The organism is Nitrosopumilus sp. b3 (genome assembly GCF_014078525.1).
Classification (GTDB): Archaea; Thermoproteota; Nitrososphaeria; order Nitrososphaerales; family Nitrosopumilaceae; genus Nitrosopumilus.
Genome location: NZ_MU078694.1, coordinates 493,648 through 519,177, shown reverse-complemented (window position 1 = coordinate 519,177; position 25,530 = coordinate 493,648). Strand labels below are relative to the sequence as shown.

22 protein-coding genes, 1 tRNA gene and 1 other RNA gene are annotated in these 25,530 nt (G+C 34.8%); 12 read left to right on the top strand and 12 right to left on the bottom strand.

The annotated features are described in order from the left end of the window. From C6990_RS05180 to C6990_RS05155, 6 genes are all read left to right on the top strand, one after another. A partial coding sequence (locus C6990_RS05180; RefSeq protein WP_182129031.1) for a S8 family serine peptidase occupies positions 1-1,656 on the top strand: 1,656 nt, incomplete at its 5' end. 138 nt (positions 1,657-1,794) lie between these two features. Next, on the top strand, positions 1,795-2,706 hold the full coding sequence (locus tag C6990_RS05175; RefSeq protein WP_182129029.1) for a DNRLRE domain-containing protein: 912 nt from the start codon (positions 1,795-1,797) through the stop codon (positions 2,704-2,706). A gap of 129 nt (positions 2,707-2,835) precedes the next feature. Continuing rightward, positions 2,836-2,912: transfer RNA gene (locus C6990_RS05170), tRNA-Pro, on the top strand. Positions 2,913-3,055: 143 nt separating this feature from the next. Then, on the top strand, positions 3,056-3,301 hold the full coding sequence (locus C6990_RS05165) for a hypothetical protein (protein WP_255465225.1): 246 nt from the start codon (positions 3,056-3,058) through the stop codon (positions 3,299-3,301). A gap of 137 nt (positions 3,302-3,438) precedes the next feature. Next, on the top strand, positions 3,439-6,732 hold the full coding sequence (locus C6990_RS05160; protein ID WP_182129027.1) for a lamin tail domain-containing protein: 3,294 nt from the start codon (positions 3,439-3,441) through the stop codon (positions 6,730-6,732). Positions 6,733-6,766: 34 nt separating this feature from the next. Next, positions 6,767-7,258, top strand: coding sequence for a DUF367 family protein (locus tag C6990_RS05155; protein ID WP_182129025.1), 492 nt, complete (start codon positions 6,767-6,769; stop codon positions 7,256-7,258). On the opposite strand, the gene C6990_RS05150 is transcribed toward C6990_RS05155, so the two are convergent. Next, positions 7,243-9,702, bottom strand: a complete 2,460-nt coding sequence (locus C6990_RS05150) for an ABC transporter substrate-binding protein (RefSeq protein ID WP_182129023.1) — start codon at positions 9,700-9,702, stop codon at positions 7,243-7,245. The genes C6990_RS05155 and C6990_RS05150 overlap by 16 nt on opposite strands. An 80-nt stretch (positions 9,703-9,782) precedes the next feature. Between C6990_RS05150 and C6990_RS05145 the strand changes: the two genes are divergently transcribed. Then, a complete protein-coding gene (locus C6990_RS05145; RefSeq protein WP_182129021.1) occupies positions 9,783-10,436 on the top strand; it encodes a hypothetical protein in 654 nt (217 codons plus the stop codon). Here the strand turns inward: C6990_RS05145 and C6990_RS05140 are convergent. The 3 genes from C6990_RS05140 to C6990_RS05130 are packed head-to-tail and all read right to left on the bottom strand — an operon-like array spanning position 10,420 to position 12,710. Next, positions 10,420-12,168 (bottom strand): DUF2070 family protein, encoded by a 1,749-nt coding sequence (locus C6990_RS05140; RefSeq protein WP_182129019.1) that lies wholly within the window; start codon positions 12,166-12,168, stop codon positions 10,420-10,422. The two genes, C6990_RS05145 and C6990_RS05140, sit on opposite strands and share 17 nt — an antisense overlap. A gap of 7 nt (positions 12,169-12,175) precedes the next feature. Beyond that, positions 12,176-12,343: a preprotein translocase subunit Sec61beta gene (locus tag C6990_RS05135; RefSeq protein WP_082051996.1), complete on the bottom strand. Its 168-nt coding sequence runs from the start codon at positions 12,341-12,343 to the stop codon at positions 12,176-12,178. Between the two features lie 34 nt (positions 12,344-12,377). Further along, positions 12,378-12,710, bottom strand: coding sequence for an Sjogren's syndrome/scleroderma autoantigen 1 family protein (locus tag C6990_RS05130; RefSeq protein ID WP_182129017.1), 333 nt, complete (start codon positions 12,708-12,710; stop codon positions 12,378-12,380). Positions 12,711-12,814: 104 nt separating this feature from the next. Here C6990_RS05130 and yciH point away from each other — a divergent pair, with 104 nt between their 5' ends. After that, complete coding sequence (yciH, locus tag C6990_RS05125) at positions 12,815-13,123, top strand: stress response translation initiation inhibitor YciH (protein ID WP_048116686.1); 309 nt, start codon at positions 12,815-12,817, stop codon at positions 13,121-13,123. Between the two features lie 6 nt (positions 13,124-13,129). After that, on the top strand, positions 13,130-14,119 hold the full coding sequence (locus C6990_RS05120) for a CPBP family intramembrane glutamic endopeptidase (protein WP_182129015.1): 990 nt from the start codon (positions 13,130-13,132) through the stop codon (positions 14,117-14,119). On the opposite strand, the gene C6990_RS05115 is transcribed toward C6990_RS05120, so the two are convergent. From C6990_RS05115 to cofD, 3 genes are all read right to left on the bottom strand, one after another. After that, a complete protein-coding gene (locus tag C6990_RS05115) occupies positions 14,108-15,016 on the bottom strand; it encodes a transcription initiation factor IIB (RefSeq protein ID WP_182129013.1) in 909 nt (302 codons plus the stop codon). The two genes, C6990_RS05120 and C6990_RS05115, sit on opposite strands and share 12 nt — an antisense overlap. Before the next feature lie 112 nt (positions 15,017-15,128). Further along, on the bottom strand, positions 15,129-15,767 hold the full coding sequence (gene cofC / locus C6990_RS05110) for a 2-phospho-L-lactate guanylyltransferase (protein WP_182129011.1): 639 nt from the start codon (positions 15,765-15,767) through the stop codon (positions 15,129-15,131). Between the two features lies 1 nt (position 15,768). Continuing rightward, the gene (gene cofD / locus C6990_RS05105; protein WP_182129009.1) at positions 15,769-16,689 is read right to left on the bottom strand and encodes a 2-phospho-L-lactate transferase; all 921 of its coding nucleotides are present in this window, start codon (positions 16,687-16,689) and stop codon (positions 15,769-15,771) included. A gap of 116 nt (positions 16,690-16,805) precedes the next feature. Between cofD and C6990_RS05100 the strand changes: the two genes are divergently transcribed. Next, positions 16,806-18,173: a hypothetical protein gene (locus tag C6990_RS05100; RefSeq protein ID WP_182129007.1), complete on the top strand. Its 1,368-nt coding sequence runs from the start codon at positions 16,806-16,808 to the stop codon at positions 18,171-18,173. Between the two features lie 20 nt (positions 18,174-18,193). Here the strand turns inward: C6990_RS05100 and rnpB are convergent. Further along, an RNA gene (gene rnpB / locus C6990_RS05095) (RNase P RNA component) lies at positions 18,194-18,473 on the bottom strand. 33 nt (positions 18,474-18,506) lie between these two features. Continuing rightward, positions 18,507-19,136, bottom strand: a complete 630-nt coding sequence (locus C6990_RS05090; protein WP_182129005.1) for a class I SAM-dependent methyltransferase — start codon at positions 19,134-19,136, stop codon at positions 18,507-18,509. Positions 19,137-19,538: 402 nt separating this feature from the next. On the opposite strand from C6990_RS05090, the gene C6990_RS05085 reads away from it, so the two are divergent. Further along, positions 19,539-22,496 carry a hypothetical protein gene (locus tag C6990_RS05085; RefSeq protein ID WP_255465221.1) on the top strand — a complete coding sequence of 986 codons (2,958 nt, stop codon included), beginning with the start codon at positions 19,539-19,541 and terminating at the stop codon, positions 22,494-22,496. Here C6990_RS05085 and C6990_RS05080 read toward each other — a convergent pair whose 3' ends face one another. Then, positions 22,497-23,711 carry an NAD(P)/FAD-dependent oxidoreductase gene (locus C6990_RS05080; RefSeq protein WP_182129003.1) on the bottom strand — a complete coding sequence of 405 codons (1,215 nt, stop codon included), beginning with the start codon at positions 23,709-23,711 and terminating at the stop codon, positions 22,497-22,499. Positions 23,712-23,763: 52 nt separating this feature from the next. Further along, positions 23,764-23,973, bottom strand: coding sequence for a hypothetical protein (locus tag C6990_RS05075; RefSeq protein WP_182129001.1), 210 nt, complete (start codon positions 23,971-23,973; stop codon positions 23,764-23,766). 209 nt (positions 23,974-24,182) lie between these two features. Here C6990_RS05075 and C6990_RS05070 point away from each other — a divergent pair, with 209 nt between their 5' ends. Further along, positions 24,183-24,764 (top strand): endonuclease dU, encoded by a 582-nt coding sequence (locus tag C6990_RS05070; protein ID WP_182128999.1) that lies wholly within the window; start codon positions 24,183-24,185, stop codon positions 24,762-24,764. Here the strand turns inward: C6990_RS05070 and C6990_RS05065 are convergent. After that, positions 24,753-25,514: an SDR family NAD(P)-dependent oxidoreductase gene (locus C6990_RS05065; protein WP_182128997.1), complete on the bottom strand. Its 762-nt coding sequence runs from the start codon at positions 25,512-25,514 to the stop codon at positions 24,753-24,755. The two genes, C6990_RS05070 and C6990_RS05065, sit on opposite strands and share 12 nt — an antisense overlap. Positions 25,515-25,530: the final 16 nt, after the last annotated feature.

Here is a 25,530-nt window from a genome sequence, read left to right as displayed (position 1 = left end):
TCTGCCACTTCAGACTCTGCCACTTCAGACTCTGCCACTTCAGACTCTGCCACTTCAGACTCTACCACTTCAGACTCTACCACTTCAGACTCTACCACTTCAGACTCTACCACTTCAGACTCTACCACTTCAGACTCAAAGACTACATACACACGTACATCTGACTCAAAGACTACATACACACGTACTTCAGACTCTACCACTTCAAATACAAACTCATTTTCAGAAGACTCTGATTATACCCAAGTTACAAAAACAGAACGAGATGAAAAAAATTCTGACATTGTTCAACTAAGTAATGCAAGATCAAACGATTCATCAAATGACAAATCAGTAGTAAAAAGTTCATCAAACTCTGATTCTGCCAACGCAAACGATTCCCCTAATGACAAATCAATTATTCGCACATCCAACTCTGATAAATACCCCGTTTCAGAAGGAGTATTCTCAACTAATGTGGACATTGTTCACGGTTCTGGAATTACAGGTGAAGATGTAAAAGTTGCAGTACTTGATATTGTATTTGATACTGAAAATCCAAAAATCTCTGATAACATTGTAGATTTTAAATCATTTAGAAATTCCTTTGAAAACTCTATGGTTCTCCAATCTATTGAACAAGGCGAAAGTCAAAGTCACGGAACAGCAGTTGCTGAAATCATATCTGATGTTGCTCCAAACTCTGGACTTTATCTATATGAGATGAACACGGATGTTGAATTTGGACGTGCAATTGATGAGGCAATTGCAAATAATGTAGATGTAATTGCAATGGCAGCAGGATGGCCAAACTTGCCAACTGATGGTTCCAGTCATATAACTAAAAAAGTTGAAGAAGCAATTAATCATGGAATCTCTGTAATTGTACCATCAGGAAACTTTGCAGAAAAACACTGGGAAGGTTCTTTCTCTGATAGTGATCTAAATTCATGGCATGAGTTTGCAGAAAGTGATGAAGGGCTATCTCTATCAGTTTCTGAATCTCAAATTAACAATAAAGTCCCAATCATGATTTATCTAAACTGGAATGATGGAATGGGTGACTCATCTGACTTTGATTTGGTACTTGTAGATCCATTGGGTCAAATTGTAGATTATTCTGCAAACACTCAGACCTCAGACTCTGAAAAAACTGAAAGCGTATTCTTTATGCCACAAATGGCCGGATTGTATGCTTTGGGAATATCTTATGTGGGTGAACTAAAATCCCCATCAGACGTACCAAAACACTCCACTATGGAGTTATTTTCAGTTAACAACAGTATAGAATATCCTGTATCCTCAGGTAGTGTCGTAGTCCCAGCTGACGCTAAAGGTGTCATTGTAGTTGGAGCAGTAAACAGCATGGATGGAAAATTGGAATCATTTAGTTCCCATGGCCCTACAAATAATGGTAAATCAGTTCCAAGTGTTGTAGGTCCAAACGGTGTCACTACAATTGCATATGGTGGCAACTTGTTTTATGGAACATCGGCTACTACTCCACATGTTGCAGGAATTGTTGCACTTATGATTGACTCAAACTCTGAATTGTCTCCTGAGCAATTATTGAATGAAATTGAACAAAATGCAAGACCCAATTCATCACAAGGTAACAATCTAAATGAATATGGATATGGAATTGTTGATGCATCATTCATTGCATCTCAAAATTAATCTTTAATATTTTCATCAATTATTTTTGTATGTTCTCAAAACACATTCTGAATATCTTGGTTTTACAATACATTTGAAAAATGTGTGTAATCAGATTACAAACAAGTCTATACTAATACGATAGTATATCATAAAGTAATGAAAACGCTGACGACAACTGAGCATTCTGGAATTAAACTTCTAAGTGTGATGGTAATAGCTGGCGTGGTCTTTTCTGGCATGACTTTTTTTATGCTAGGTAATGGATTCACGTCGTCTTTGCTTTCTGATAAAAACTACGAAATGCTTTGCAACACTGGATTGTGTTTTGATCCTTCATCTGCATCATTCCCTACTGGAATATTTATTCAACAAAGCCAAGGTTTTGATTCACAAATGATGGGAACAAACACTGATAGCTTCTCGGCATTCCGAGCAGTAAAGACTTCTGTATCTGACATTCAATTCACTGAAAATTCTGCCATTCTCTTTTCATCAAAAGACAGCTTTGTTAGAGAAGGATTACAGCAATCAAATGAAGGAGCAAGCGAAGTCTTGCGTGTCATGGGTTCTGGTCCAACAAATAACAGAGTCCTAGTTGGTTTTGATGAAGCACAATTGGGAACTGCCCTAGGTGATAAAACACTGGACTCTGCAAAACTGAAAATTTTTGTAGTTGACAATGATGGACGATGGCAAGAAGGTCAATCAGTTACGGTTCGTAGTTTAACTGAACCATGGCAAGAAGGAGTCGGTTCTAATGCACCATTTGCAAATTTTGTTGGAACACAAAAGGGTGTAACATGGGATTGCTCTGATGAGAATGCATGTGAAAATTGGGATGGTGGTAGCTTTATGGCAACTGTTACTGATACGGTAGTTATCTCAAATGACATATCTGGAAAATGGATAGAGTTTGATGTTACTAAAGACATCATGGCTTATCTTGATGGTACTCCAAACTATGGTTGGGTAATCATGAAAAGTGATGAGGACTCTTCAGGTAGAATCAACATTGCAGCACGAGAAACTCAGGCAAACATTCCGCAATTGGAACTAACGTTCACATAAAACAAACCTCTTTTTTCTTATTTTTCTTTATTTCAAATCTGTTCCTGCATGATTTTTAGTTTGGGAATAATTTTTACCCTGAAACCTCATATCTGTGAAGCTTAAATTGGGCTACTTTGGAAATTCGCTGGGATCGTGGTCTAGCTTGGTATGATTCTGCGTTTGGGACGCAGAGGTCGCGAATTCAAATTTCGCCGATCCCACCAGAATCATTATCTTATTATCAAATCATTACCTTTACTCTTTGCCGAGCGATGAAGAAGAGTTAGAGAATTGACTTTGAAATGAAGTAAACTAATTGGCTCTGAGCTCCGGCATGTTTTTATGAATTCTTTGAGGTGTTTTTTTATTGAAATTTGAGCGCCGTGATATCCTGCTAATTGTAGGGCTTTTGCTATTTATGATAGGGCTTATTCCGTTTATGGCTCCAGTATATGCTGCAATTATTGTGATTCTCATGTATTTTGGAATCAAGGTGTATGTTGGGAAACGAAAGCAATCAATCCAAAAAGATGTGGGTGAGGGAATTTGTATGGAGTGTGGTTCTCAAGTTTTTAATAAAAAATGCCCTAATTGTGACTATTCCAAAGAATAATTCCTACGTTTGCCTTAATAGAGATAAATCCCAAAAAAATTCATGTTTTTAAGATATATGACTTTAACAACAAGCTCAACTTTTCCTCAATTTCATTCTAAAAAGAGTCCTATATTCAATCAAATTAGGAAACAACAATGATTCGTAATCTATCTCTAGTTTTATCATTGGTCTTACTTGCAGGAATTATTGTTCCGGTATATGCTCAAACAAATTCAGAGCATGTTGTGATTAATGAAGTGGATATCAATCCGCCTGGAAATGATGCAACATCAATCTCTGAATGGGTGGAAATTTACAATCCAACAAACTCTGATGTTGATTTGGGTGGTTGGAAAATTGCATCAACTACAGTTCTCAAAAAAACAATGACAATACCTGATGGAACCATAATTAAACCTGGCCAATTTTTAACATATTCTTATCAAAGTGTCTGGTTTACTGATTCAAATGAAATGGTGGAATTAAGAGACAAGAATGGAGTTGTAGTTGATAAGACTCCGCTAATTGCCGATATTCAAAATGACTTTAAATCTTGGCAGCGACTCTTTGATGGATATGATTTTGATAGTTCTGATGATTGGAAGTTTGCAACTTCCACTGCCGGTTCATCAAATGGAAAGATTTTAGAAACTAAAGCATCTGATGAAGTCACTGTAACTGCGTCCACTGACAAGTCATCATATTTGTTTGGCCAAACTGCTACAATAACTGGTAGTGTATCAAAAGAAGTTTTTATCGTAAAACCATTTTTCCAATCAGAACCAATTAAAGTAGAAATTTCAGGCCCAAATTATTTTCAATCTCTAAAACTATACCCTGATTTGAATCTCAAATACAAAACAACACTCAACTTACATCAAGTTCTGGGAATCAAAGAAGGTGAATACACTGTATCTGTTTTCTATGCTGGTGCAAGTGCCAAAACAAATTTTTCTGTGGGATATGAGTTATTGGAGCAAAAAACTAAAGATGATTCTTCTCTAAGTATTATTACTGATAAATCACAATACATTCCAGGACAACTTGTTTCAATAACTGGAGTTACTTCAGAAACAATTCCATTTGAAGGAATGAAATTAACTGTAAAAGATCCTCAGGGGAAAGTTGTTTCAAGTGGTAATCTATACCCTACAAAAGATAAATTTTCAACCAGTTTGTTTTTGACTACTGTAAACCCTGTCTATGGGACATATGAGGTGTATGCTGAATATTTTGATAAATCTGCCTTGATTTATTTTGATGTAAATAAGGATGTCAAAGAAAATGTGCCAATTTCACTATGGACTGACAAAGAAGTCTATGGACTTGGTGAAACTGTAAACATTACTGGAAGATTAAATGACAAATGGGTTGATTCATTTGATTTAGAAATTGTTCAGACCAAGAATCTTTCTTTGGGTGGATCTACTGGTGGGGGGTCTACACTGAAAATCCTCGATGTTGTAAGATTAGACGGTGATAGTAAATTCAAATATTCATTTAAAATTCCACAAAGCGACACACGATTGGGCGGCTACTCTATAAAGGTCAGTAAAGATATTGGCTCTGCAACAAAATTCATTCAGGTTGTAAAAGATCCATCCACATATGTAAAATCAAATGTCCCTCTTACAGTATTCACTGATAAAACTCTCTATGAATTTGGTTTAGATAAAAAAATCATAATCACAGGACAAATAGCAAATACTGTTTCTCGTGCAAGTTTTGAAACTGCACCTGTTAAAGTTACGATCTTGACAGAAGATGGCAAACCATTACAAATTATCGGTTCTTCTGACGCAGGAAAACTATCTACAAGTGGTGTTTCAATAGGGTATGATTTTACTGCAATTCCTGAATCCTCTGGAATTTTTACTGTTACAACTGAGTTGAGCAAACTCATTTTCTCTGAAGGAAAATATACTGTTCAAGCAAAGTATGAAGGTCTATCAGCTTCTACTAGTTTTGAAACTGCAAATTCCCTTGATTTGAAAGATGGTGCAATTCTCTCACTTGACAAAGAAGTCTATGGTTTGGGTGAAACAGTTCGTCTTACTGGAATTTTTCCTCCTCTTGCTGACAAGTTTCCAGTAATTTCAATTACAAAACCTGATGGTTCTAGAAGTGATTTTGGTGCAGTAATTGATGATCAAAGATTTTCATTTGACTGGAAAACTCCGATTGCAGAAAAAACTCAAAATCTAAAGATTGATGACAAGGAAAGAGATGTTAAAAAATCTAATTTTGGAATCTATAAAATTAAAGTATCCACAGCTTCTGAAAGTAAAGTTCTTTTCTTCAAAGTATCTCCTGATCCTGAAAATGACACACTGTCAAAAACCCCTATCTTTGTAACAACTGAAAAATCATTATACAAGGCTGGTGAAAAACTAAAAGTTGTTGGTAATATCATTAAACGTACTCAAGGTGATAGTGGACAAGGGCTTGTGGTTCCTGAGCGAGTCTCAATCAAGGTTGTTGATGGAAAATTCCCATATAAACAAATTCATGAATCATCTGTTTATCCATCCCAAGGTGGTGACTTTACAAGTCTTTTCGAACTCCCTGCAACAATATTTGCTGAAGGAAGTTATACTGTAAAAGCAACATATGCAAATACTAGAACTGAAACAACATTTTCAGTTGTAAATGATTTCACTTTTGGAGTTGATGCTCCATTATCCCTTTTACTATTCACTGGCAAATCTGAATATTATCCAGGCGATGTTGTAGAAATTTCTGGAAAACCAAACAAGCTAATTTATCTTGAGAAGTTTGAAGTGAGTGTTGCTAAGAAAACAGGAAGTGAAATAACATGTGGCTCTTTTATTTGTGGTAAAAGTCATGGCCCTGTAACTACAATACGCCCTAGTTCTTCTGGTACCTTTACATACCAATTCACTATTCCTTCATCTCCATCAGCAATTGGCTCATACGAAGCATTAGTTGATGCTGATTTTGAAGCAAAATCCATTAAATTCAATGTAGTTGAAAAACCAAAAACTCCAACATTAGATACGCTAATTGAGAAAGAAAATAGACTTTCTGAAGACGCAATTTCTATTTTCACTGCTGAAAAAACTGTAAATGACCAAACAGTTGCACCACGTGTTATTTCCGGTTCTTTGATTACCCCTACTAGAGGAGATGAATCAAATGTCAATCTCAAAGTTTCAAGTGAATCTGGAGTTTGCATAATTGGGACTGATGCTGATTGTCTTGTGAGTGAATCTACACGCAAACCTGGCCAAATCTATGATGTTGTTGAAGTTGATGGGATGTCTTTGAATGTAAGGTACAGCGGTCCTGATGTACGATTGGAAAAATTTAGCATCCTGCCTGAGTCTTCAGATGCATTTTTGTCTGATGCAAATTGGAATGTTGAGATTATCAAAGATGATCAAGCCTCTCGTTTCTATTACAAAATCACATACAAAACTCTAGAGTAAATTCAAAATACTCTCTACTGTATAACTGATTAAAGTGAAATTACAGGTGTTAATGTTTTATCAGGATGATCCAAAAAAATGCACAGCTGCTAAAATGGTCAAATTCGGTCTTGCTCAAAACATCAAAAAAATTGGTACTAAAGGGCTAGTCTTAGATCCGTTCTCAGAAAAGACACTTCTTCCCAAAGATAAATTCCTGATAAATTCTATAATTGGTATTGATTGTTCATGGAATCTTGCAGATCAAGCTTTTTCAAAAAAATTTAATGGAATAAAGAGAAAACTCCCTCCTTTGCTTGCAGGTAATCCAGTAAATTATTCAAAACTCAACAAGCTTACTACTGCTGAAGCATTATCTGCATCGTTAATAATTCTGGGAGAAAAAGAACAAGGTTTGGAACTACTTAACAAATTCAAATGGGGCCATACATTTTATGAATTAAATAAAAATCTCTTTGATGAGTACTCTAAACTTGAAAACGAATCTCAGATAGACTTGATCCTAAAGGATTATGGTTTGGCTTGATACCTCTTTTTTAAGAAAATTATACTTAGAAAAATAACTACTGGAATTATCCAAAACCAAACATTTGATTCATTTTCTACAAAAACTTTGTCACTAGGAATACTTGAAGGTAATCTCTCCCCTTTTTCTGTTACAATAAAACTTGATTCATAAAAATCAGGTTTTAACACCGAGTTTGAAATCGCAAATATTTTGATGTTGTTTGCACCCATTCCAAAATCTTTTGTAGTCTCTGAGGGAATTGTGATTGTGATGCTTTCATCATCTAGTTCAATTGTTTTTGATGATATCATTTCTCCATTACTATTTGTTAAAAAGTAAAGAATGCTGTCTGAATTTTCTGCTTTTATATCCACGTTAAGTTCTGCACTTTTTTGTAATGTGTTTTTAATATCTACTTTTTTGATTTTAGGAAACTTTGCATTTTCAAACTGCTCCCACTTTCCAATTTTAAATGGATATGATTCATCCTTGAATTCCCTCACTGTTATTGTTCTTGATTCTGGTGAATACGATTCAAGATAAAATGGACCGTTGCTAATCACTGCATGATTGTTGTTTTCAATCCATTTGATTGAATAATCATATCTGTTTTCAAAATATACTGTATCTCTATAATCTTTTAAAGCATTTGGAATGTGGTTCGTATTTTTGAATTCCTGCAAATAACTTTTGATAGTATTTGCATCGTTTGGAATAATTAATGATAGCCAGTTTACATTTTTACTTGTAGCGCCTGATCTTGAAAATGACGCTTTCCCATCCATTACTGCTTCTTCCATTGCAGCGTAAATCTCCCATGGCATTGAGCTCCATAATAATGCCCATTCTGCAATCTCTCCTTCATCAAAATGCCAATAATCTACGTAAATCTCAATTGTATCTTCATCAATCACATTTACTCCTTTGATAGTCTGAATACTCTGAGCAGCTCTTGGTGTAAACTCTGTATCAAATGTTCTGTCATTTTCATCTGTTTGTGTGCCCCATTCTATGGTAAAATATAATGAATGAAGAATATCATTCATGTCCATTTTTTGCCCATTGTGCCAATTGCTAAATTCAAAATCAAATATTATTTTGCTTATTGCCTGAGAATCTACTTTTACATTAGCCCATTGTTGCAAAACTGGATTCCATATTTTTGATTCAAATGGGATGTCTAATTTGTCATTAGGCCCTGCAGTTTCAACTCTCCACTCTGCTCTGACTGGAATTGTCTCGCCAGTAAATGGATGCTTGAATGTTCCAGGATCTGATATGATGCCCCAAATGTGTCTGCTATAGCTATCAGTTAAACCCATAACTGGATTCCACGCACCTTGATAGATTTGCTTGACTCCAATTACAAATTCATCACTGCTACTTTTAGCATTAATTGGTGTGAATCTACTTGGTACCCCTGCACCAAAGTCATTTACAATCCCTGAAACTTTCTCATTTGCAACGTATTGATCAACTTTGCTTGCCAAAAAAACTCTAACCGATTCATTAACCCCTTCGATAACTGCTTCTTGAATTAACTCTGATCTTTTCTCTGATGATTCAAAATCTCCCGTGTAAATTTTCTGAGTTAAAGAATCTAACTTGTCATTTTCATAATTCCAATATGATAAATCATTGAATCCTGGCATGTTTGAAAACCAAGGAGAGTACATCTGTCCTAATCCTACTGAATCATACCTTACAAATGCAGAGCGTGCCCATCCTTCAGTATACAAACTCCATTTCAAATCTGAAGGATTTGAGCCATACACTACAACAAATGCTTTATTCAAATCTCCAAAATCTTTTTTGACTGTAAATCCGATTTTTTCAAGTTCAACTGATAAAATTTCTCCGATTGATTTTCTAACTGGATCATCACTTCTAATAAAAATTGTAATTTCTATTGGCATGCTTGAAATTTGCCACTTTCCATCAATCTTTTCAGCCCCATTCTCTTCTAGAACATTGGTGATGATTTCATTTGCAAGAGTAGGATTGTATTTAAAATTAAATGACTCTAACTGCTTGATTATGGTAAGATATTCTGGATCTGATGGACTGTAATATGAAATAATTGGTGATCCGTACCCTCCCATCAATTCATTAACAATTAATTTCCTATCCATCAAATAATTCAATGCAAATCTAATGTCTCTATTTGAAAATGGATTAAATTTTTCAGATTCTGCAGGATTTACTAATATGCTATATGATCCGCCTGTGGAATCAAAAACCTGTAATCCTTCTCTTGATTGAAGATTTTCTAATCTGTCTGATGAAATTCTATAATAGTAAACATCAAGATTTCCGTTCCTTACTTCTTCTAATGCTGTATTTTCATCTAAATATTGAATGAATTTTACTGAATCAAAAAATGTATTTTTTTCTGCAAATACTTCATTATACATTAAAGTTGCAATTGAAAGAGCTAGCAGTATAACTAGCAATTTTTTCATGCTCTTATTTTCAAAGGCTTGTAATAAAATCTATATCATAATAACTTCCAGTTAATAGTTCTTAAAACCTATATCACTCCATGAATCAAAAAATAAAGTTGAAAATTTATCCTAAAATGGTACATGGATTAAGTGGAATTATTCAAGGTGGTGTATCTGTTGAAGATTTCTCAGCTGTTACAAAAATGAATCTTGCTGATTCTAAAACAATCCTTGAAGAATTTAGAAAAAATTACATTGGTACAAAAAAAGATGAAAATTATTATTTTGAAGATGGTGATAAATTAAAAATTGCAGTCAAGTTACTTGAAAAGGGATACCCTATAGATGAAATTTCTGCTGCGGTTGACTGGAAGGATTTTGAAGGTTTAACAGGGGAAATTCTATCGTCTAAAAATTTTGCAGTCATAAAAAATATGATTCTTACAAAACCACGTATGGAAATTGATGTAATTGGAATTAGATTGGGTATTGCAATTTTAATTGATTGCAAACATTGGAAGCGATATAGTTCTTCTGCATTACAAACTGCAGTCAAAAAACAAATTGAGAGAACAAAACACTATGTAGAAAAAACCCCTGGGTCGATGGCCGTTCCTGTAATTGTCACCTTATATCAGGATAAAATAAATTTCATTGAGAACGTTCCAATAGTTCCAATCTTTCAATTTTCTTCATTCATTGATGAATTTTATGGAAACATTGATCAGATGAAGACTATAGAAACAGACTAGTTATGAAAAACACTACTCCTCCAATGACAAATGCTTTGGTAATTTTCAATGAATTGTCTAGTGCTTTAGAATAATCTTCGTATATTCCCTGCCCCATAACTTTGACATTTGCCTCATTTTCTAAAATTTCAAATTTTGCAGTCGTTGTTTCTGATTCAGCACTCTTGGCAATCTGTAAAAACCACTTTGAAAGTTTGTCTGCACTCGTGATTAACCCTAGCTGATAGTACCCATTTCTGTTTCTAGCTTTTACTGGGGCATAGTGAGTGTCTGATGTACAAATTTCTAACAGGTTGTAGCCTCTTTTTGAAAAATTATCTATGACCTTCTCTCTGATGCCGTTTTCCATGTTATTTGCATCTGCCCATCCAAGAAAGAATTTTTTTTCATTTATTACCAGACATACAATTCCTAACCCTCCCATCCCTAAATCTTCTGTCCACACATCCATGTCATCAGAATTGGCATATCCGAATTCAATTGGGTGACTCTCTTTTGTAATAAGGGAATCCAAACAAGACTTTGCAGCTTTTAGCATGTCTTCACCATCTTCTTTTGAAATCTCTTGACCCATTGCATTATGGCAATCCACTATCATAGTTCTTGCATAATTTCTATTCTTTGCATATTGCTCAATTTCTGTTTTCATGTAGCTTGGGATGTCTTCCATACCGTGTGGTGATAAAGACAAAAACAATAACGGGTTGTTGCCAAAAAGTAATCCTATTACTCTTGCTTTGTTTATTTGTACTGTTACAGGCTCAGTGCAATGTAGTCCCTCTTCTTTGACTTTGCTGTCTTCTATTTTTTTTAAATAATTTTCCACTTCATTTCTTGATGGTAAATTCAATGAATGATCAGAAATGCTGTGCATGACCATTGCAGTTGATGATAAATTTTTGTAAATTAGATATGGGATGTTACTTCCTCCTACTGGATGATATGGTCCAGGATGAATTTCTGGCAACACCATTCTGAAATCTGTTTTTCCGTTAGGTGATGATAATCTTAATTGTGATGTGGTGACTTTGGCTTGACTTGAGCGCTGCTCCATTAATTTCTCGGCATCTTCAAAATCATTTCCCTGTGATGCAAGATATGCTTGAATTGTTTTATGTGTGCTCTCCATTCCTGGTCTTCCAGCTCTATCTGTAAGAACTGACCATACACTGGCAATTATCATAAATGATATTCCATAAGCTAATCCAATAGGTTCGTAAAGTATTGAGAACCACATGTCTTGTGGGATTAACACAAAATACATTGCTAATGGCTGTATGAAGCAAATTGCCCAAGCTTTTTTGAGACTTGCTCCAAGTGTTGTAGTGTAAATCCCTATTCTGAAACTTGCAAAAAGCAATACTCCGAAAACAATGAAGAATAATTCTATCTCTTTTGCTAAAACAACACTTGATAGTAGGCCCATCAGTATTGTTACTGTCCATAACATGTTTCCAAAAAGCGATGAATGCAGTGACTTTGAAAATTCTTTTTTCTTTGAGAATCTAGTGTCTAGTAACTGAGTTACAACTAAAACTCCTAGAACAATTGGTAGTCTGTACCAATTTTGTTCAAAACCTAACTCACTCAAGTAACCAAAATATGTTGCAAGAACCATTACTGAGGCTACTACTAATGAAACAACTAATGAAAAATAATGTGATGATGGATTAACTAGAGTAAGGGAAAACCTATTGTGTATATTTGAAACATCGTCTGATTCTTGTTCCATTGTTTTTTCACGGAGCTAGGAAAAGATCGATTACCCATGAAACTACAATTAAGCTAATTGGAATGGATACTACGATTCTTGGATCTATTTTGAAACCTTTTGTTTCATCTTCAAAGAATCTCATTAATCCGCCACTTGATGCTGGCAGTGGTGCTGATTTCTTGTTACTACTCATTATACCTCGACATCCGGATTTTTACATAAAAACTTTATTGTTTTCCTTTAATTTTTTCTAATGTTTCTAGCACTGAATTGAGTGATTTTAGAATTTCCTGCTCTTTTTCATGGTTTGTTTCTGCCTCGAGTTCTTTTGAGAGTATTTGCAACTTCCTTTCAAGAGTTTCTTCTAGTCCTGATTTTTCTTTCTGAGATGTTTTATCTGACATGATCTCTTTTTTTTCTGGCTCGCGTCCGCAATTGATGCATAATGCGTGTCCTTCTTTCATCACTCTGACTCCTTTACAATATGGACAAGGATCTCCAAGTAATGTCGCCCCATTTAACAGCATTTCAGCAGCTTTTTTTGTAAGATCTTTGGACATTACTATTCATTGATTTTCTATCTAAAAAATCCGTTTATTTTTAATTTGTATGATTAATTCAAACAAGGCTTAATAGTGCGTAATATTGAATTTATTTCGAACGAATGGCAGTAATTTGTAATACTTGTGGTCTACCAGAAGACTTGTGTGCATGCGGTGAACTTGCCAAAGATAGCACTAAAATCATTATCCGATTAGAAACTAGAAGATTTAAGAAAAAAGGTACTATGATTGAAGGACTAGATCCAAAACTAAATAATTTAGAAACTGTTGCCAAAGAACTCAAAAACAAATATGCTTGTGGGGGAACTGCCAAAGAGGGTTACATCTTTTTACAGGGTGATCATAGAGACAGTATCAAAGACACTTTGATTAATTTGGGATTTGCTGCAGATACTATAGAATTACATTAGAATACATTGGAACATCCCAATAGAATTCTTCAATTCCTTGGAATCCCGTTTACTGCATTACAATCAATCATTCTTGGTTTGTTACTTGTTTCATTCCCAATGGGAATCTATATTGTATTTGAAAGTAACATTGGTGATGATATTAATTTTGAATACCCTCTAACATATTTGGCTATTTTTGAAGGTACAGAATTTTATCAAGCACCCCTTGATGTAACCCTTGGAGATGCATTTGTTGTTTTATGGATTTTTTATGCTACGTTATTTACAATTGCAATTTTAGGTCCAAAACATGGATTTTTAAAATCACTTTCACCCATCATCTCTTTTGGAAAATTCAATACGACAACAAACTATATGATTGGAATTACAAAATGGTTCTCAATCTTAATCCTGATTTCTGCAGTAATTAATTACGTTCAGGAGGCATTCGGCATAGTAACTGTGCCTCCTCTAGATGACAATTATCTAATTCAGTTTTTTTATGTCTCACTTGCGCCTTTGATTGAAGAATTTGGGTTTCGCCTAATCTTGATTGGCATCCCGCTGTTTGCCTTATATTCTCACAAATCATCTCTCAGATATTTTATCAAATGTCTATGGAATCCAAACACACTTCGAATATACGATTACAAAAAAGCATTTTTGCTAATTGCATTTGTAGGCGTCTTTTTTGGATTTGCACATATTGCATTTGCAGAATCTTGGACTGAAGGAAAATTTGCACAAGCTGCTGCCAGTGGCGTTATACTAGGTTGGGTTTATCTAAGATATGGGTTTGTGGCATCTCTATTGATTCATTGGGCTATGAATTATTTTGTCTTCTCTTATGCAAATTTTATTTCACAATTAAACTTCATCACTATTGAGGATGCCTTTTCTTACCCACTAATGTCTTCATTAGAAATATTGTTACTGATATCTGGGATTATCTCAATTTCAATTTTATTTGTAAATCGTTTTTATTCTAAAAACGAATCTGCATTAAAGATTTAGTGCTACTTTCAAACCTTTGTATCTATTTCTGATTGTGACTTCGGTCACTCCTGCAGCTTCTGCAACATCTCTTTGTGTTTTGTTTTCCCCATTTGTGACACATGCTACATAAAGTGCAGCAGCAGCTAATCCCATTGGATCCTTTCCTGCAGAAATTTTGTTTTCTTCTGCTGTTTGCAAAATTTTAGTTGCCTTTCTTTTTGTTTTCTCTGACAGTCCTGCCTTACTTGCAATTCTTGAAATACATTTTATCGGATCTACTACTGGCATTTTTAAATTCAATTCTCTCAGTAATAGCCTATAACATCTTGCAATGTCTTTTCTTTTGATGTTACTTGCTTGACCGATGTCTTTTAGAGTTCGTGGGGTTTCTGTATCTCTGCATGCAGCATAAAGTGCTGATGCGATTAGCGCTGAAATTGAACGTCCTCTGACCAAGCCTTTCTCTAGAGCTTTTCTGTAAATGTATGCTGCTTTTTCAATTACTGCGTCTCCTACTGCAAGTTTGTCTTTTAATCTGTCTAATTCACTAAATGCCTGTCTGAAATTTCTATCAACTGGCTCGTGAACTTGACTTCTGCTATCCCAAGTTCTTAGTCTCTCGATAGTACTCTTCATCGAAGCAGTCAATGGCTTTCCTGTTGCATCACGGTTTTGTGGGTTGATTACAGTGGCTAATCCCATATCGTGCATTGCAAGTGATGTTGGAACTCCTGCCCTACTCTTGTTTTCACCTTCATTTGAAAATGATCTCCATTCTGGCCCTGACTCTTCAACTTTATCAGTAATTACAAATCCACATTTACCACAAAAATTCTCTCCTGTATTGGCATCAGTGACAACTGTTCCTTGCCCACATCTTGGGCATTTGTCTTTTGGATTTACATTTTTAACCATCTTTATATCTCACAAAACCTTTTATGATACTATTTAAGATTTTCTAAATTATAGTTTATAAGTTTGTTGGTGATCCCAATCTTGATTTTTTTGATCTTACTAAAACTGCAATTCAGTTGATTTCTAAAATTTTTTTAATTTTTTCAGTAATATGTGGCTTGTCTTTTTGTTCTAGTAAAAATCTCAAATCTTCCATATTGTCTACATCCCACATTATTCTTTTAACAAAAACCATTGCAACATTTAGGGTGTGCTCTTTTGCAGTATTCATATGAATTTTATAACTGTCCTCATCATAATGGGTTTCCATTAAATCGATAGGCATTCTTGCAAGGGCATTTGTCCCATCAAATCTTCTTGAGGGAATAATTATTGCAAAATTTGGAGGTGACTTGTAGTTTAGCATAAAATCAATGTCCTGTGTTTTGATGTATGGAATGTCTTGAGGAAAAACAATGGATGCATCAAAATTGTTTTCTAAAAGATATTTGTCTGCAATTGCTACTGCGTTATTTACACTCTCTTCTTTTTCATCAATCAAGACAACTGCCTTGAATTTTTTTCCAATCTCTATTGCTTTTTCTTCTTTTGTTACGATTACTGTTTTATCAATATGAGGTGAGATTGAAATTGTGTGCAGAATTTCTTCTAGCATAACCTCACACAAATTTTCAATTTTTTCTGGAGATAAATCTAAACGTGTCTTTGCTTTAGAGAAAGTTTTTACAGGAATTATTGCAGCTATTTTCAAATTAAACGTGGACTTGTTTTAAAATGAAATTTGCTAATGCGTCTTCAGCTAATTTATTTTTCATAGTTATTTTAGTTTCAAAAACTCTCATATCCAAACTTTGAATTTTCTTTGTAAGTAATCTGTCTTTCGTATCTAATATTATGTTGGAACATACATCTGAATACATTTTTGCTAATCCATAAGCATTTGATTCAATTCCTGCTGCTTGCATGTATTTTGCTGCAGGCCCACTAATTGCATTCTCCCCAATCAGAGGACTCACTGCAACAACTTTTTTCTTGATTTTTGATAATTCTTTTCTAATTCCTTTAATCTGTAGCATTGGACCAATCGATGTTAGTGGATTTCCTGGAGCCAAAATTACCATATCTGCATCATGGATGGCATTCACTGCTTCAGGGTTTGGACGTGCCTTATCGGCTCCGATATATTGAATTCCTAAAACTGGATCTTTACCTCTGTGCTTTACCCAATATTCTTGTAAGTGTAATTCTCCTTTGTCCGTTGTAATTCTTGTTTCAATACTGTTATCTGTAACTGGGATGATGTTGGCACTTACTGCAAATTTCTCACACATCCATTTTGTGATGTCGCTAAGATTTTTTCCATTTTTTAACATATTTGTTCTAATCAAATGTGTTGCAGCATCTCTGTCTCCCACTCTGAACCATGTCTCTTCTCCAAAAACTTCCATTTGACGCAAAAAGTTGAAAGTATCTTTCTTCATTCCCCAACCTCTTTCTTGATCAAGTAAATCTGCTAAACCGTAAACGATAGTGTCGATATCTGGGCAAACATAGAGACCATAAAGCCAATAATTATCTCCAACATTGCTAATCACATTGACTTTGGATTCTTGAGCAACTAGCCCTCTAACTAATTTGACTGAACCTGTTCCTCCTGCTAATACTGTGATCATTCCATTTTCCCCTAAAACTATCAAGATTTGTTATATTACCTCATATTACTTTTTCAAAAAAATGCGATCAGAAAATTTAGGATAGGTTTATTACTGTTATTTTGTGAATTTTACTCGTGTCTAGGGCTGTAATTTTAACAGTTTTACTTGTGGGTCTTGTTGTATTTGGAACTTCTAGTCCTGCATGGGCTGCACAATTAGATGCACGAATAAATCCAAATGCTGATGAATCTCCATTTTCAATGCATTATCTAAAAACTGTCTTTATTGAATATCCTAACGGTGGACAACTCTTTGATGAACTCCAAGGAAAAGAATGGACTGTTTCTGGAGTTGCAGATTCTTCAAACCCTGGAGTTCGAGAATTAATGAATAAATTAAATCAAAAATTATCTGATGATGGAAGTCATGCAAAAATTTCCGACTTGAATGTGGCCTATGAATTCTTTCTTAAAGGAAGAAATATCAACACATCAATAGATTACAAAGTCCTTCTTGAAGGAACTCTTTCTGGTTATGTGATTACCCAAGATTCTCAAAGATCATTGGTAGATTTAGGATGGAGAGGTATGACTGTAAATGACGAAATTAACATTGATGGTGTTGAAATCAATATCCCAATTAACATGCTAAGAGACCAAGAACCTGAAGTTTTTAATGTGATCTCTGGAACTGAAGCCGAAGAAGTTCTTCATAGACCTGTAATCAATGCTGACTTTATTTTAGAACAGCCAATTACTAATTGGCACTTTTTGTTTGATCCTACTGGTATCAATGTAGATGCTGGAACATTTGGATTGGATGAATCTATTTCGGGATTTGTCGTCTCTACTTGGACTATGGGTGAAAGTAGTATTAGAGAAGGAAGACAAGTAGAAAGAGTATTTACAGCAGAAATTAATGCTGATGAAAGATATGTTATTAGAAGTGTACAATCTTCAGACACAGCTAACTTATCTTTAATTGGATTTGGTGCTTTGGATGTTTTGGATGGTCTTGAAATTGCAGGTGTCACTCCAACAACCCCTGAAGGTTATGGTACAACATCTACTGGTGATTTTCCAATTTTCATAGTATATGGAATGGCAGGACTAGCTGCAGTTGCAGGAATTGCATTTTTCTTTGTAAGTAGTAGATCTCTTAAAAACGAAAAAGTTGGTCAACAAGGAATTGATCCTAGTAGATTAGTTGGTTATCAAACCAGTGCATCATCTGGAGGTTATCAAACCAATAGAGGTGAGGCCCAATTAAAAGATGAAACTGATTATCAACAAACTAGAAGTGTTTATGAAGACACAGCACCTCAAGAAACAACAACCCCTCCTCCAACATTGGCTAGTCGTGAAGAGGCAGCATGTGGCTGTGCTGCATCTGCTGAAATGGGCTCTGAATGTGATTGTGAGATGCAAGGCTCTTGTCTATGTGATGCATCATGTGGTTGTGCCGCAGAAATTTGTAAAGAGAATGCTCAATCTATGAGTTAGAATTTTAAAAATTAAAAAATGTGTGCTGGGAGTAACCCTCCTTCTGTTTTCACGATATTTCGCTTTGCAGCCTACCTGAACCTAGTACAGGAACTTTAAGTTCTGTTTGGCCTTGCTCCATGTGGGGCGGCTTGTTTCATTCCGTTTATGGAAACCTCAGGTTTTGCCATCATAGTGCGCCATATTGGATTTTTTTCTGCTCCGTTGCCAATCATCTCTGATTATCCATCTCCGGATCACATTTCCTGTATGGAGGGAGGAGTTTCCTCTGCCGTAGCAGCGTCTCGTGCTCCAGCTCACATGATATTATAACATCTTGATCGAATTTGAGTATTACCTTTGTGGCTTTGTCCCTATGATGAACAATGTGCCAAATTCACGTTTCCATTTTTTCCTACTTTTCAAATCTTTGATTTGCTTTGTTTTTGTTATGAATCCTGTATTTTTAAAAAACTCTTTCCATTCTTTTTTTGAATGCAAATGCATTTGTATTTTCATAATTTTTGCCCATTTTGCAGTAGCCTTGTTTTCAGAGTAAAAATCCGTCCCACAGAAAAAACTTCCTCCTGGTTTTAACATGCTAAATATTTTCTTAAGAGCAACATCAATTGAATCTGCATAGTAAATCGATTCCATTGAGAAAATAAAATCAAATTTTCCTTTGTATTTCATTGACTCAACATCTGTATGAATAAATTCTTCTTTATCACTATCCTTTTTTTGATTTGCCTGAATGATCATTTTCTTACTTTTGTCAATCCCTACTGCCTTTCTACAATTTTTCTCTTTTGAAATTTTTTTTACTACCCAACCATTTCCACAACCTACATCAAGAAATGTAAATGGTTTCTCAAAAGATATGGATTGTAAAAATTTTGAAACATTCTTTCCGTGCTCTGCCTCCATTAATTCTGCCCTCCCATTTTGAGCCCATTCATCAAAAGTCTTTCTTACTCCATCCATAACTGATGCTGATTTTTTATTTCATTTTAATTTTCGTTTCACTGATGATTGATATGAACGACTTATACGTGCTTCTTATATTTTATTTATAATTATTTTAGTTTGAAAAGAATTGCCTGATGAATCATGCAGAAACTGTGGTGGAAAATTATATGAGCATACTAAATGTTCACACTGCTTGAAGACCAATAGCATGATTTGTAAAAATTGTGCACTTTGCACAAGAGAGCAATTTCATTCAATTTGTATGTTGAAAAATACCAGCCATACCAACACTGTACCAAAAATCAAGTCTGGCAACTACAGTAATGTAGTTGTCATGGCTTGATTATATAGAATAGGATTTTCTACATATCATAGCTACTCAAGTTTTAAGTATGATTAATCTCGGTTTGTAACTTTATGGGGAAATTTCCAGTAGTTTTGAGCCTAATGGCCTTACTATTGATGCCTGTCTATGCGTCTGCTCAAAGCCCTGATAGGATTACTATTCTTGATGATTTTGGAAATTATGATGGCGGCGAACCTCTTTTCATTTATGGAAATATAGCAAGCATAACTGATGATTCTTTTTTGATAATGCAAATTTTTAATCCTGAAGGTGATTTGTGTCAAATCCAACAACTCATGCCTTTATCAAATGGAGTTTTCATTACTGATGTAATTCCACTGAAAGGTAGAATTTGTGGACTTCCAGGCGAATATGAAATCAAATTATTTTATGGTGATTACTCAAAATCAACAACATTTACTGTTTCATCATCAACTTTCTCTGAACCAAACAATGATGAAAAAATTTCTTTGGCACAAAAATTGGTAAATGATCAAGCGTTATCAATTAGTGGCTTGTTTGAAATTGCATCACCCATATCTAATCAAACATCAAATAATCTATCTGATCTAGAATCTACTTATGTTAATTTATGGACTGAATATTTTGTTGATGATTTAATTCTAGATGTTGATCCTTTAATTAGACCTGCAATATCTTCTTCACTAGATTCTGTTCAAAAATTATTAGATGATGATGAAATATCTTTTGAAATCGCAAAGTCCATTGATAAAGCAATCTACGCTGCAATATTTTACTATCAAATTGGTGATAAAACCACAGCCATAAATTTGTTAAGTGATGTCTTTGTGGATATTAGAAATGTAAATCCTGAAAAGATAAGCAATCAAAGAACGCCCACATTTGATGAGTTAGAAGAGACATTGCTCAACTTGATGAAAAAATCTGACACTGTAATGAGCAAACCTGTGAAAAATGAGGTGGGATTTATTTTTGCACGAGGAACTGCCCCTGTCTATTCTGATGAATTAGGGGAACTAATTGACATCCTTTCAAAATCAAGATACCTTGATGTTGTATCCAGAAAACAAAGTGATCTCTATAGACTGGTTCAAAACGATTGGGAGTCTCTTAAACCATCTTTGATGAGTAAAGAATCAATTGCTGAATTAATTGAATCAAAAACCCGTGTTTCAGAATTACACCAAGCTGCAATTTTACTACGAGAGCTAGATAGTGTTGAGAGATTCATTTCAAATGATTCTGAGGAAAACAGTGATCTGGCCAATCTGATCATGCCTGATTGGGATGATTTGGAAACTGATTTGGCTCTGGCAACTTCAGTTCAAAGCATTTTGGATTCAGAATCTGAAATCATGCAAATGGCTCAGATAATAGATATCTCCTCAAGGATTAACAAGAGTGTTGAGATTTCACAATCAAGTGGAATTGATTCTGCACTTGTAGCTGATTGGAAATTGCTCCTGGAAAGAGTAGAAAATGCTGAATCTGCAGATGAGATCTTAGAAATTGTATCTGAGTTTGATCAATCGATGACTGAATTAAGGGAAAAACGAAATCCGCTAGTCCTTTTAGAATTTCAATATAAAACCATGAAACAAAAGGCTGAGCTTCAAGCAGATTATGAAAATCTATTTTTGATTGACAATGCTCTGAGAATTTTAGAAACTGCCAAACAAATGGAATCTGGCAATCCTTCAATTATGCGAATTGACAGAATTGAAGTTTTATTGACTTGGGTAAGTGAGAAAGCTCCTCAAATAAAATCTGATTTGGATTCATATGATAAGGATGCATTCAAAGTGCGTGCAAGTGATATTCTACAGCGTGCAAAATCACTTGAAAATTTGGTCGAACTTAGTTTAACAAAGAATCGCTTCTTGCCAAATTATATTGAATTTACAGAAAAGTTTAATGAGAAAATAGATGATGTAAGAGATCTTGTAATAAAAAATGACCTTGATCAAGCTGATGCTTTGGTGAGGGAATTATTCGGGGAATGGACTGATGTATCACAGGCATATGCAAATGACCCCCTTGGTTCTGATGTTGGATATACTGCAGATGAAATAAAGCGTATTGAATTCCGTAAAAAACTTGATGCCTTCTCAAACATGGTGTCTACCTTTTACAACAGTGAATTTTCTGCATACATTGATGAATATAGCAAAATGATGGATGATGCTAATGAATTGATCAGTATTGCAAACTTTGTTGATGCAGAATCAAAAATCTCTGAGATTGGGGATTATCTTAGTGAGTACTTGGTTTTAGAAAACCCACGAATCATCTATGATATTTCATTTGATCCTGAAAAAGATATCTGGATTCTAAATGGTGCAACTGAAAAATCTGTTTTTGATAGACGTGAAAATCTATACGTGACTATTTTCAATATGGATGGAAGTACTCACAGCAGTTTGAAATTCACTGATACAAAACAAGGTAATTTTTACACTCAATGGATTGCTCCTACGGATCCTGGCCTCTATGTGGTAATGCTGCAGTATCAGGATTCAAAGGCAACTCAGATTGTTCATGTCGAAGAAGAATTTGACTTCCAATACAGTAACTCTGATTTGAACTTGGTTGAATTAGCTCGAGAATTTGAAGAACTAGAATCCTTTGCAGAAAAATTTGGTGGTGATGATTTTGCTAGTAATTCACGATTTTCGTCTATAATCACTGAAATAAAGGCTGGTTTTCTTGACAAAGATACTAAAAGTGTGGATGAAAATATTGACGAATTAAAGTTGATAATTGAGCGATATCTTCCAATTCGCTCCCGAACTGCAGTAATTGAAGCATCCTACGAAGATGATAAATTGATAGTGTCTGGAGCAGTTCAGAAAACAATTGCCTTTAGAGAGGATCTGTTTGTTGATATTTTTGATCAGAGAGGTAATCTGGTAGAGGAGATTTCACTAAAAGACAATTCTTCAGGATTGTTCTCTAAAGTAATATCTGAACCATTTGATCCTGGGCTTTATGTTATACAATTAGAATATCATGATGTTCGTGTAACTGACTTTTTTAATGTAAAGTGATTATTTTTTGCCTTTTACTAAATTGAAGAGCTGTCTTACTGCAAGTTTTGGATGATGTGTTGCCAACTTTACCATGTTTGATAATCCAAATTCTGCTTTAATAAAATCAATAAACTCTTCTGAATTCAATTCTTTGATAATGTCTAACTCTTTATCCCATTCTTTATCTGATAGTCCAATCCATCTATTTTGTACTTTACCTGCTGAATTGATTTTTGATTCAATTGCCTTTCTCCAATTTTCTTCATACGAATACAATGCATCTTTGTCTGTTTTTCCTGATTTGATTGCATCTGATGCTACTTTTCCGGCAACTCTTCCAAATTTTATGGCATATCTGATTCCTTCTAAAACTAATGGATTTGCTTGACCTGCCGAATCTCCTACTAAAATTAAATTATTGAAAACAGTATCTCTTGATAAACCATCATTAGGAATTAATCCGTAATGAAATTCAATTGGTGTTATCTTTCCTAGTTTTTGTATTGGGCCTATCTTTGAATCAATTAACTCTTTGAGTCTTTGAGTTGGGTCAACATTTGATTCTGGTTTTCCAACTCCTACACCAATTCTAACAATATTGTCTCCTAATGGAAAAATCCATGCATATCCTGCAGGTGAGTATTTCTGCCCTACCATTAACCACCATGTGTCTGATTCAACATTTTCTGCTTTTGCCTCGTACTCTGCTCCCGCACCGAATCTCTTCCATTGAGTAACAAATCCCATTGCCTTGGAAACTGTAGATGGAAATCCACTAGCATCAATTACTACTTTAGAATGAAATGTAACTTTCCCATTGGGACCAACTCCGCTTACTCCTACAATATCTCCTGCATTGTTTTTGATTACCTCGTTGACATTAATTTTCAAAAAGATGTCTGCCCCTGATTCTTTTGCTTGCCCAGCTAGCCATCTATACGATTTTCTAACATCTAAAACAGCAGCTCGTGGGACTGAATCGCTAATTGTTACTTCGTTGTTTGATGAACAAAATGAGAAATTTTTAATTGGATTAAAACAATCATCTGGAATACCGAACTCTTTGATATTTTTAATCCATGTGACTCCACTTGTTCTCACTGTTTCTGCAATAGAGTCTTCTTTTTCCAATAATGCAACTTTGACTCCATTTTTTGCAGCTGTAAATGCTGCTGATGAACCTGCTGGTCCTCCTCCGACAACAACTAAATCATAATGATATTCTTCTTTCAACTAAACTAAATCTAAAACAGCTAGGATATATTTTTGAGTAATCTCTTCAAGATTATTTCTTTAACACTGGAGTACCTGTTGAATCGTTTTCTCTTTCAGAATCAAAAGTTTCCATGTGTGCTGGGTCTCTATGCATGTAACTGTGTGTTTCCCCTTCACTTTTTCTGCAGAATTTTGAGTGTATTGTTTCCTGAACCTTTAGGGTTGTTTCATTTTCATGAAAAAGACGCTTTCCACAGTCAGCACATATGAATTCCGGCATATTTTTCGTCTACATCAAATCTATTTAGATGTTTCATGCCATATCGGAATACAATTTTTTCCTTGAACAGAAACTTTAGAAGGTTACAAATTTTTAATTATTTGTGGATGAATCTCAAATCTCATCTTTTGTAATGTGGTCTGTAATTACAGGAGTTGTAATGGTGATTACGGGATTGAGTTACCGTGCTTATTTGAGGGCAAAAAACAATGAGATCCCTCCATCTTGAAAAAAAAGGATTAAGGGGCCTTGCAATTGCTGAAAGCTTTTTACCTAATTCTTCAAACTCTATTTTTTCTGGAATCGTAATGAGACGTGATTTTGTTATTGATGATTTTGTCTTTGGAAATGCAACGTTGGGTGGTGATGATGCTACCAATAATATTCTAAAAATGTATGAGAAACTTGATAGGCCTGATGTAAGTTATGTTCTGATCTCTGGCTTGATAGTTTCAATGTATAATATTATTGACATCAAAAAATTATTTGATGTTCTAAAAATCCCCATCATTGGAGTTTCATATCATGACTCTCTTGGAATTGAAGATGCACTTAAACACCATTTCCCAAATTCATATGAATCCAAAATTCTTGAATATAAAAAATTAAGTAAAAGAGAAAAAATTACACTGCACACATCTCATGATATTTTTGTTAGAAGAGAAGGTTGCACATTAAATGATGTTAAACATCTTCTAAATGATTTAACAATACATGGCTCTGTTCCAGAACCTCTTCGAGTATCACAGCTACTTGCAAAAAAATTACTTGAAAAAGGATTATCCTTCTGAGGCTGTCTTGCCACCATCCACATTTAGAATGGTTCCAGTTACCCAATTTGCTTCATCTGATGCTAAATAGAGTGCTGCATTTGCTACATCTACTGGCTCTCCAACTCTTGCAAGAGGTAATCTTTCTTCAAGAACTTTCCTTGCCTGAGGGTCATCTAAGTATGGCTTGATCATTCCTGAATTGATTATTCCTGGATTCACACAATTGCATCTGATGTTTCTTCTTGCATATTCCACTGCAATTGATTTTGTAAACATGGAAATTGCTGCTTTGGTAGCTGAATAAACTGCCAAATGTACTCTTGGTATTGCTCTTTCACTTGATATGGAGCCAATGTTTACTATGGCGCCATTCTTCACATCTGACATTTTTGAAAGAACAGCCTTTGTCATGTGGAATACTCCTAGCAAATTCACATCAATGAGTTTTTTAATTTCCAAGTCTTTCATTTCATGAAAGTGCACTGGGTCATTAATTGCCCCCGCATTATTTACTAAAATGTCTATTTTACCATAGGTGTCCATTATTTGATTTACTGCTTGAAGGGTCTGTGACTCATCAGTCAAATCACATGTGACTGAAGCTGTCAAGTCTTCATTTCCAATCTCTTTTCTTGCTTTTTCCAATCCTTCTAGATTTCTTGCAACTAGAACGACTTTAGCTCCTTCTTCAGAAAACCTCTTTGCAATACCTTTGCCTATGTCACTAGATGCACCAGTAACTATGGCAACCTTATCACTTAATCTCATAATAACACCAAGAACT

Coding starts and splice junctions, on each gene's coding strand:
- C6990_RS05175 (WP_182129029.1), top strand. CDS start 1,795: ATGAAAACGCTGACGACAACTGAGCATTCTGGAATTAAACTTCTAAGT.
- C6990_RS05160 (WP_182129027.1), top strand. CDS start 3,439: ATGATTCGTAATCTATCTCTAGTTTTATCATTGGTCTTACTTGCAGGA.
- C6990_RS05150 (WP_182129023.1), bottom strand. CDS start 9,702: ATGAAAAAATTGCTAGTTATACTGCTAGCTCTTTCAATTGCAACTTTA.
- C6990_RS05145 (WP_182129021.1), top strand. CDS start 9,783: ATGAATCAAAAAATAAAGTTGAAAATTTATCCTAAAATGGTACATGGA.
- C6990_RS05140 (WP_182129019.1), bottom strand. CDS start 12,168: ATGGAACAAGAATCAGACGATGTTTCAAATATACACAATAGGTTTTCC.
- C6990_RS05135 (WP_082051996.1), bottom strand. CDS start 12,343: ATGAGTAGTAACAAGAAATCAGCACCACTGCCAGCATCAAGTGGCGGA.
- C6990_RS05130 (WP_182129017.1), bottom strand. CDS start 12,710: ATGTCCAAAGATCTTACAAAAAAAGCTGCTGAAATGCTGTTAAATGGG.
- yciH (WP_048116686.1), top strand. CDS start 12,815: ATGGCAGTAATTTGTAATACTTGTGGTCTACCAGAAGACTTGTGTGCA.
- C6990_RS05115 (WP_182129013.1), bottom strand. CDS start 15,016: ATGGTTAAAAATGTAAATCCAAAAGACAAATGCCCAAGATGTGGGCAA.
- cofD (WP_182129009.1), bottom strand. CDS start 16,689: ATGATCACAGTATTAGCAGGAGGAACAGGTTCAGTCAAATTAGTTAGA.
- C6990_RS05090 (WP_182129005.1), bottom strand. CDS start 19,136: ATGGATGGAGTAAGAAAGACTTTTGATGAATGGGCTCAAAATGGGAGG.
- C6990_RS05085 (WP_255465221.1), top strand. CDS start 19,539: ATGGGGAAATTTCCAGTAGTTTTGAGCCTAATGGCCTTACTATTGATG.
- C6990_RS05075 (WP_182129001.1), bottom strand. CDS start 23,973: ATGCCGGAATTCATATGTGCTGACTGTGGAAAGCGTCTTTTTCATGAA.
- C6990_RS05070 (WP_182128999.1), top strand. CDS start 24,183: ATGAGATCCCTCCATCTTGAAAAAAAAGGATTAAGGGGCCTTGCAATT.
- C6990_RS05065 (WP_182128997.1), bottom strand. CDS start 25,514: ATGAGATTAAGTGATAAGGTTGCCATAGTTACTGGTGCATCTAGTGAC.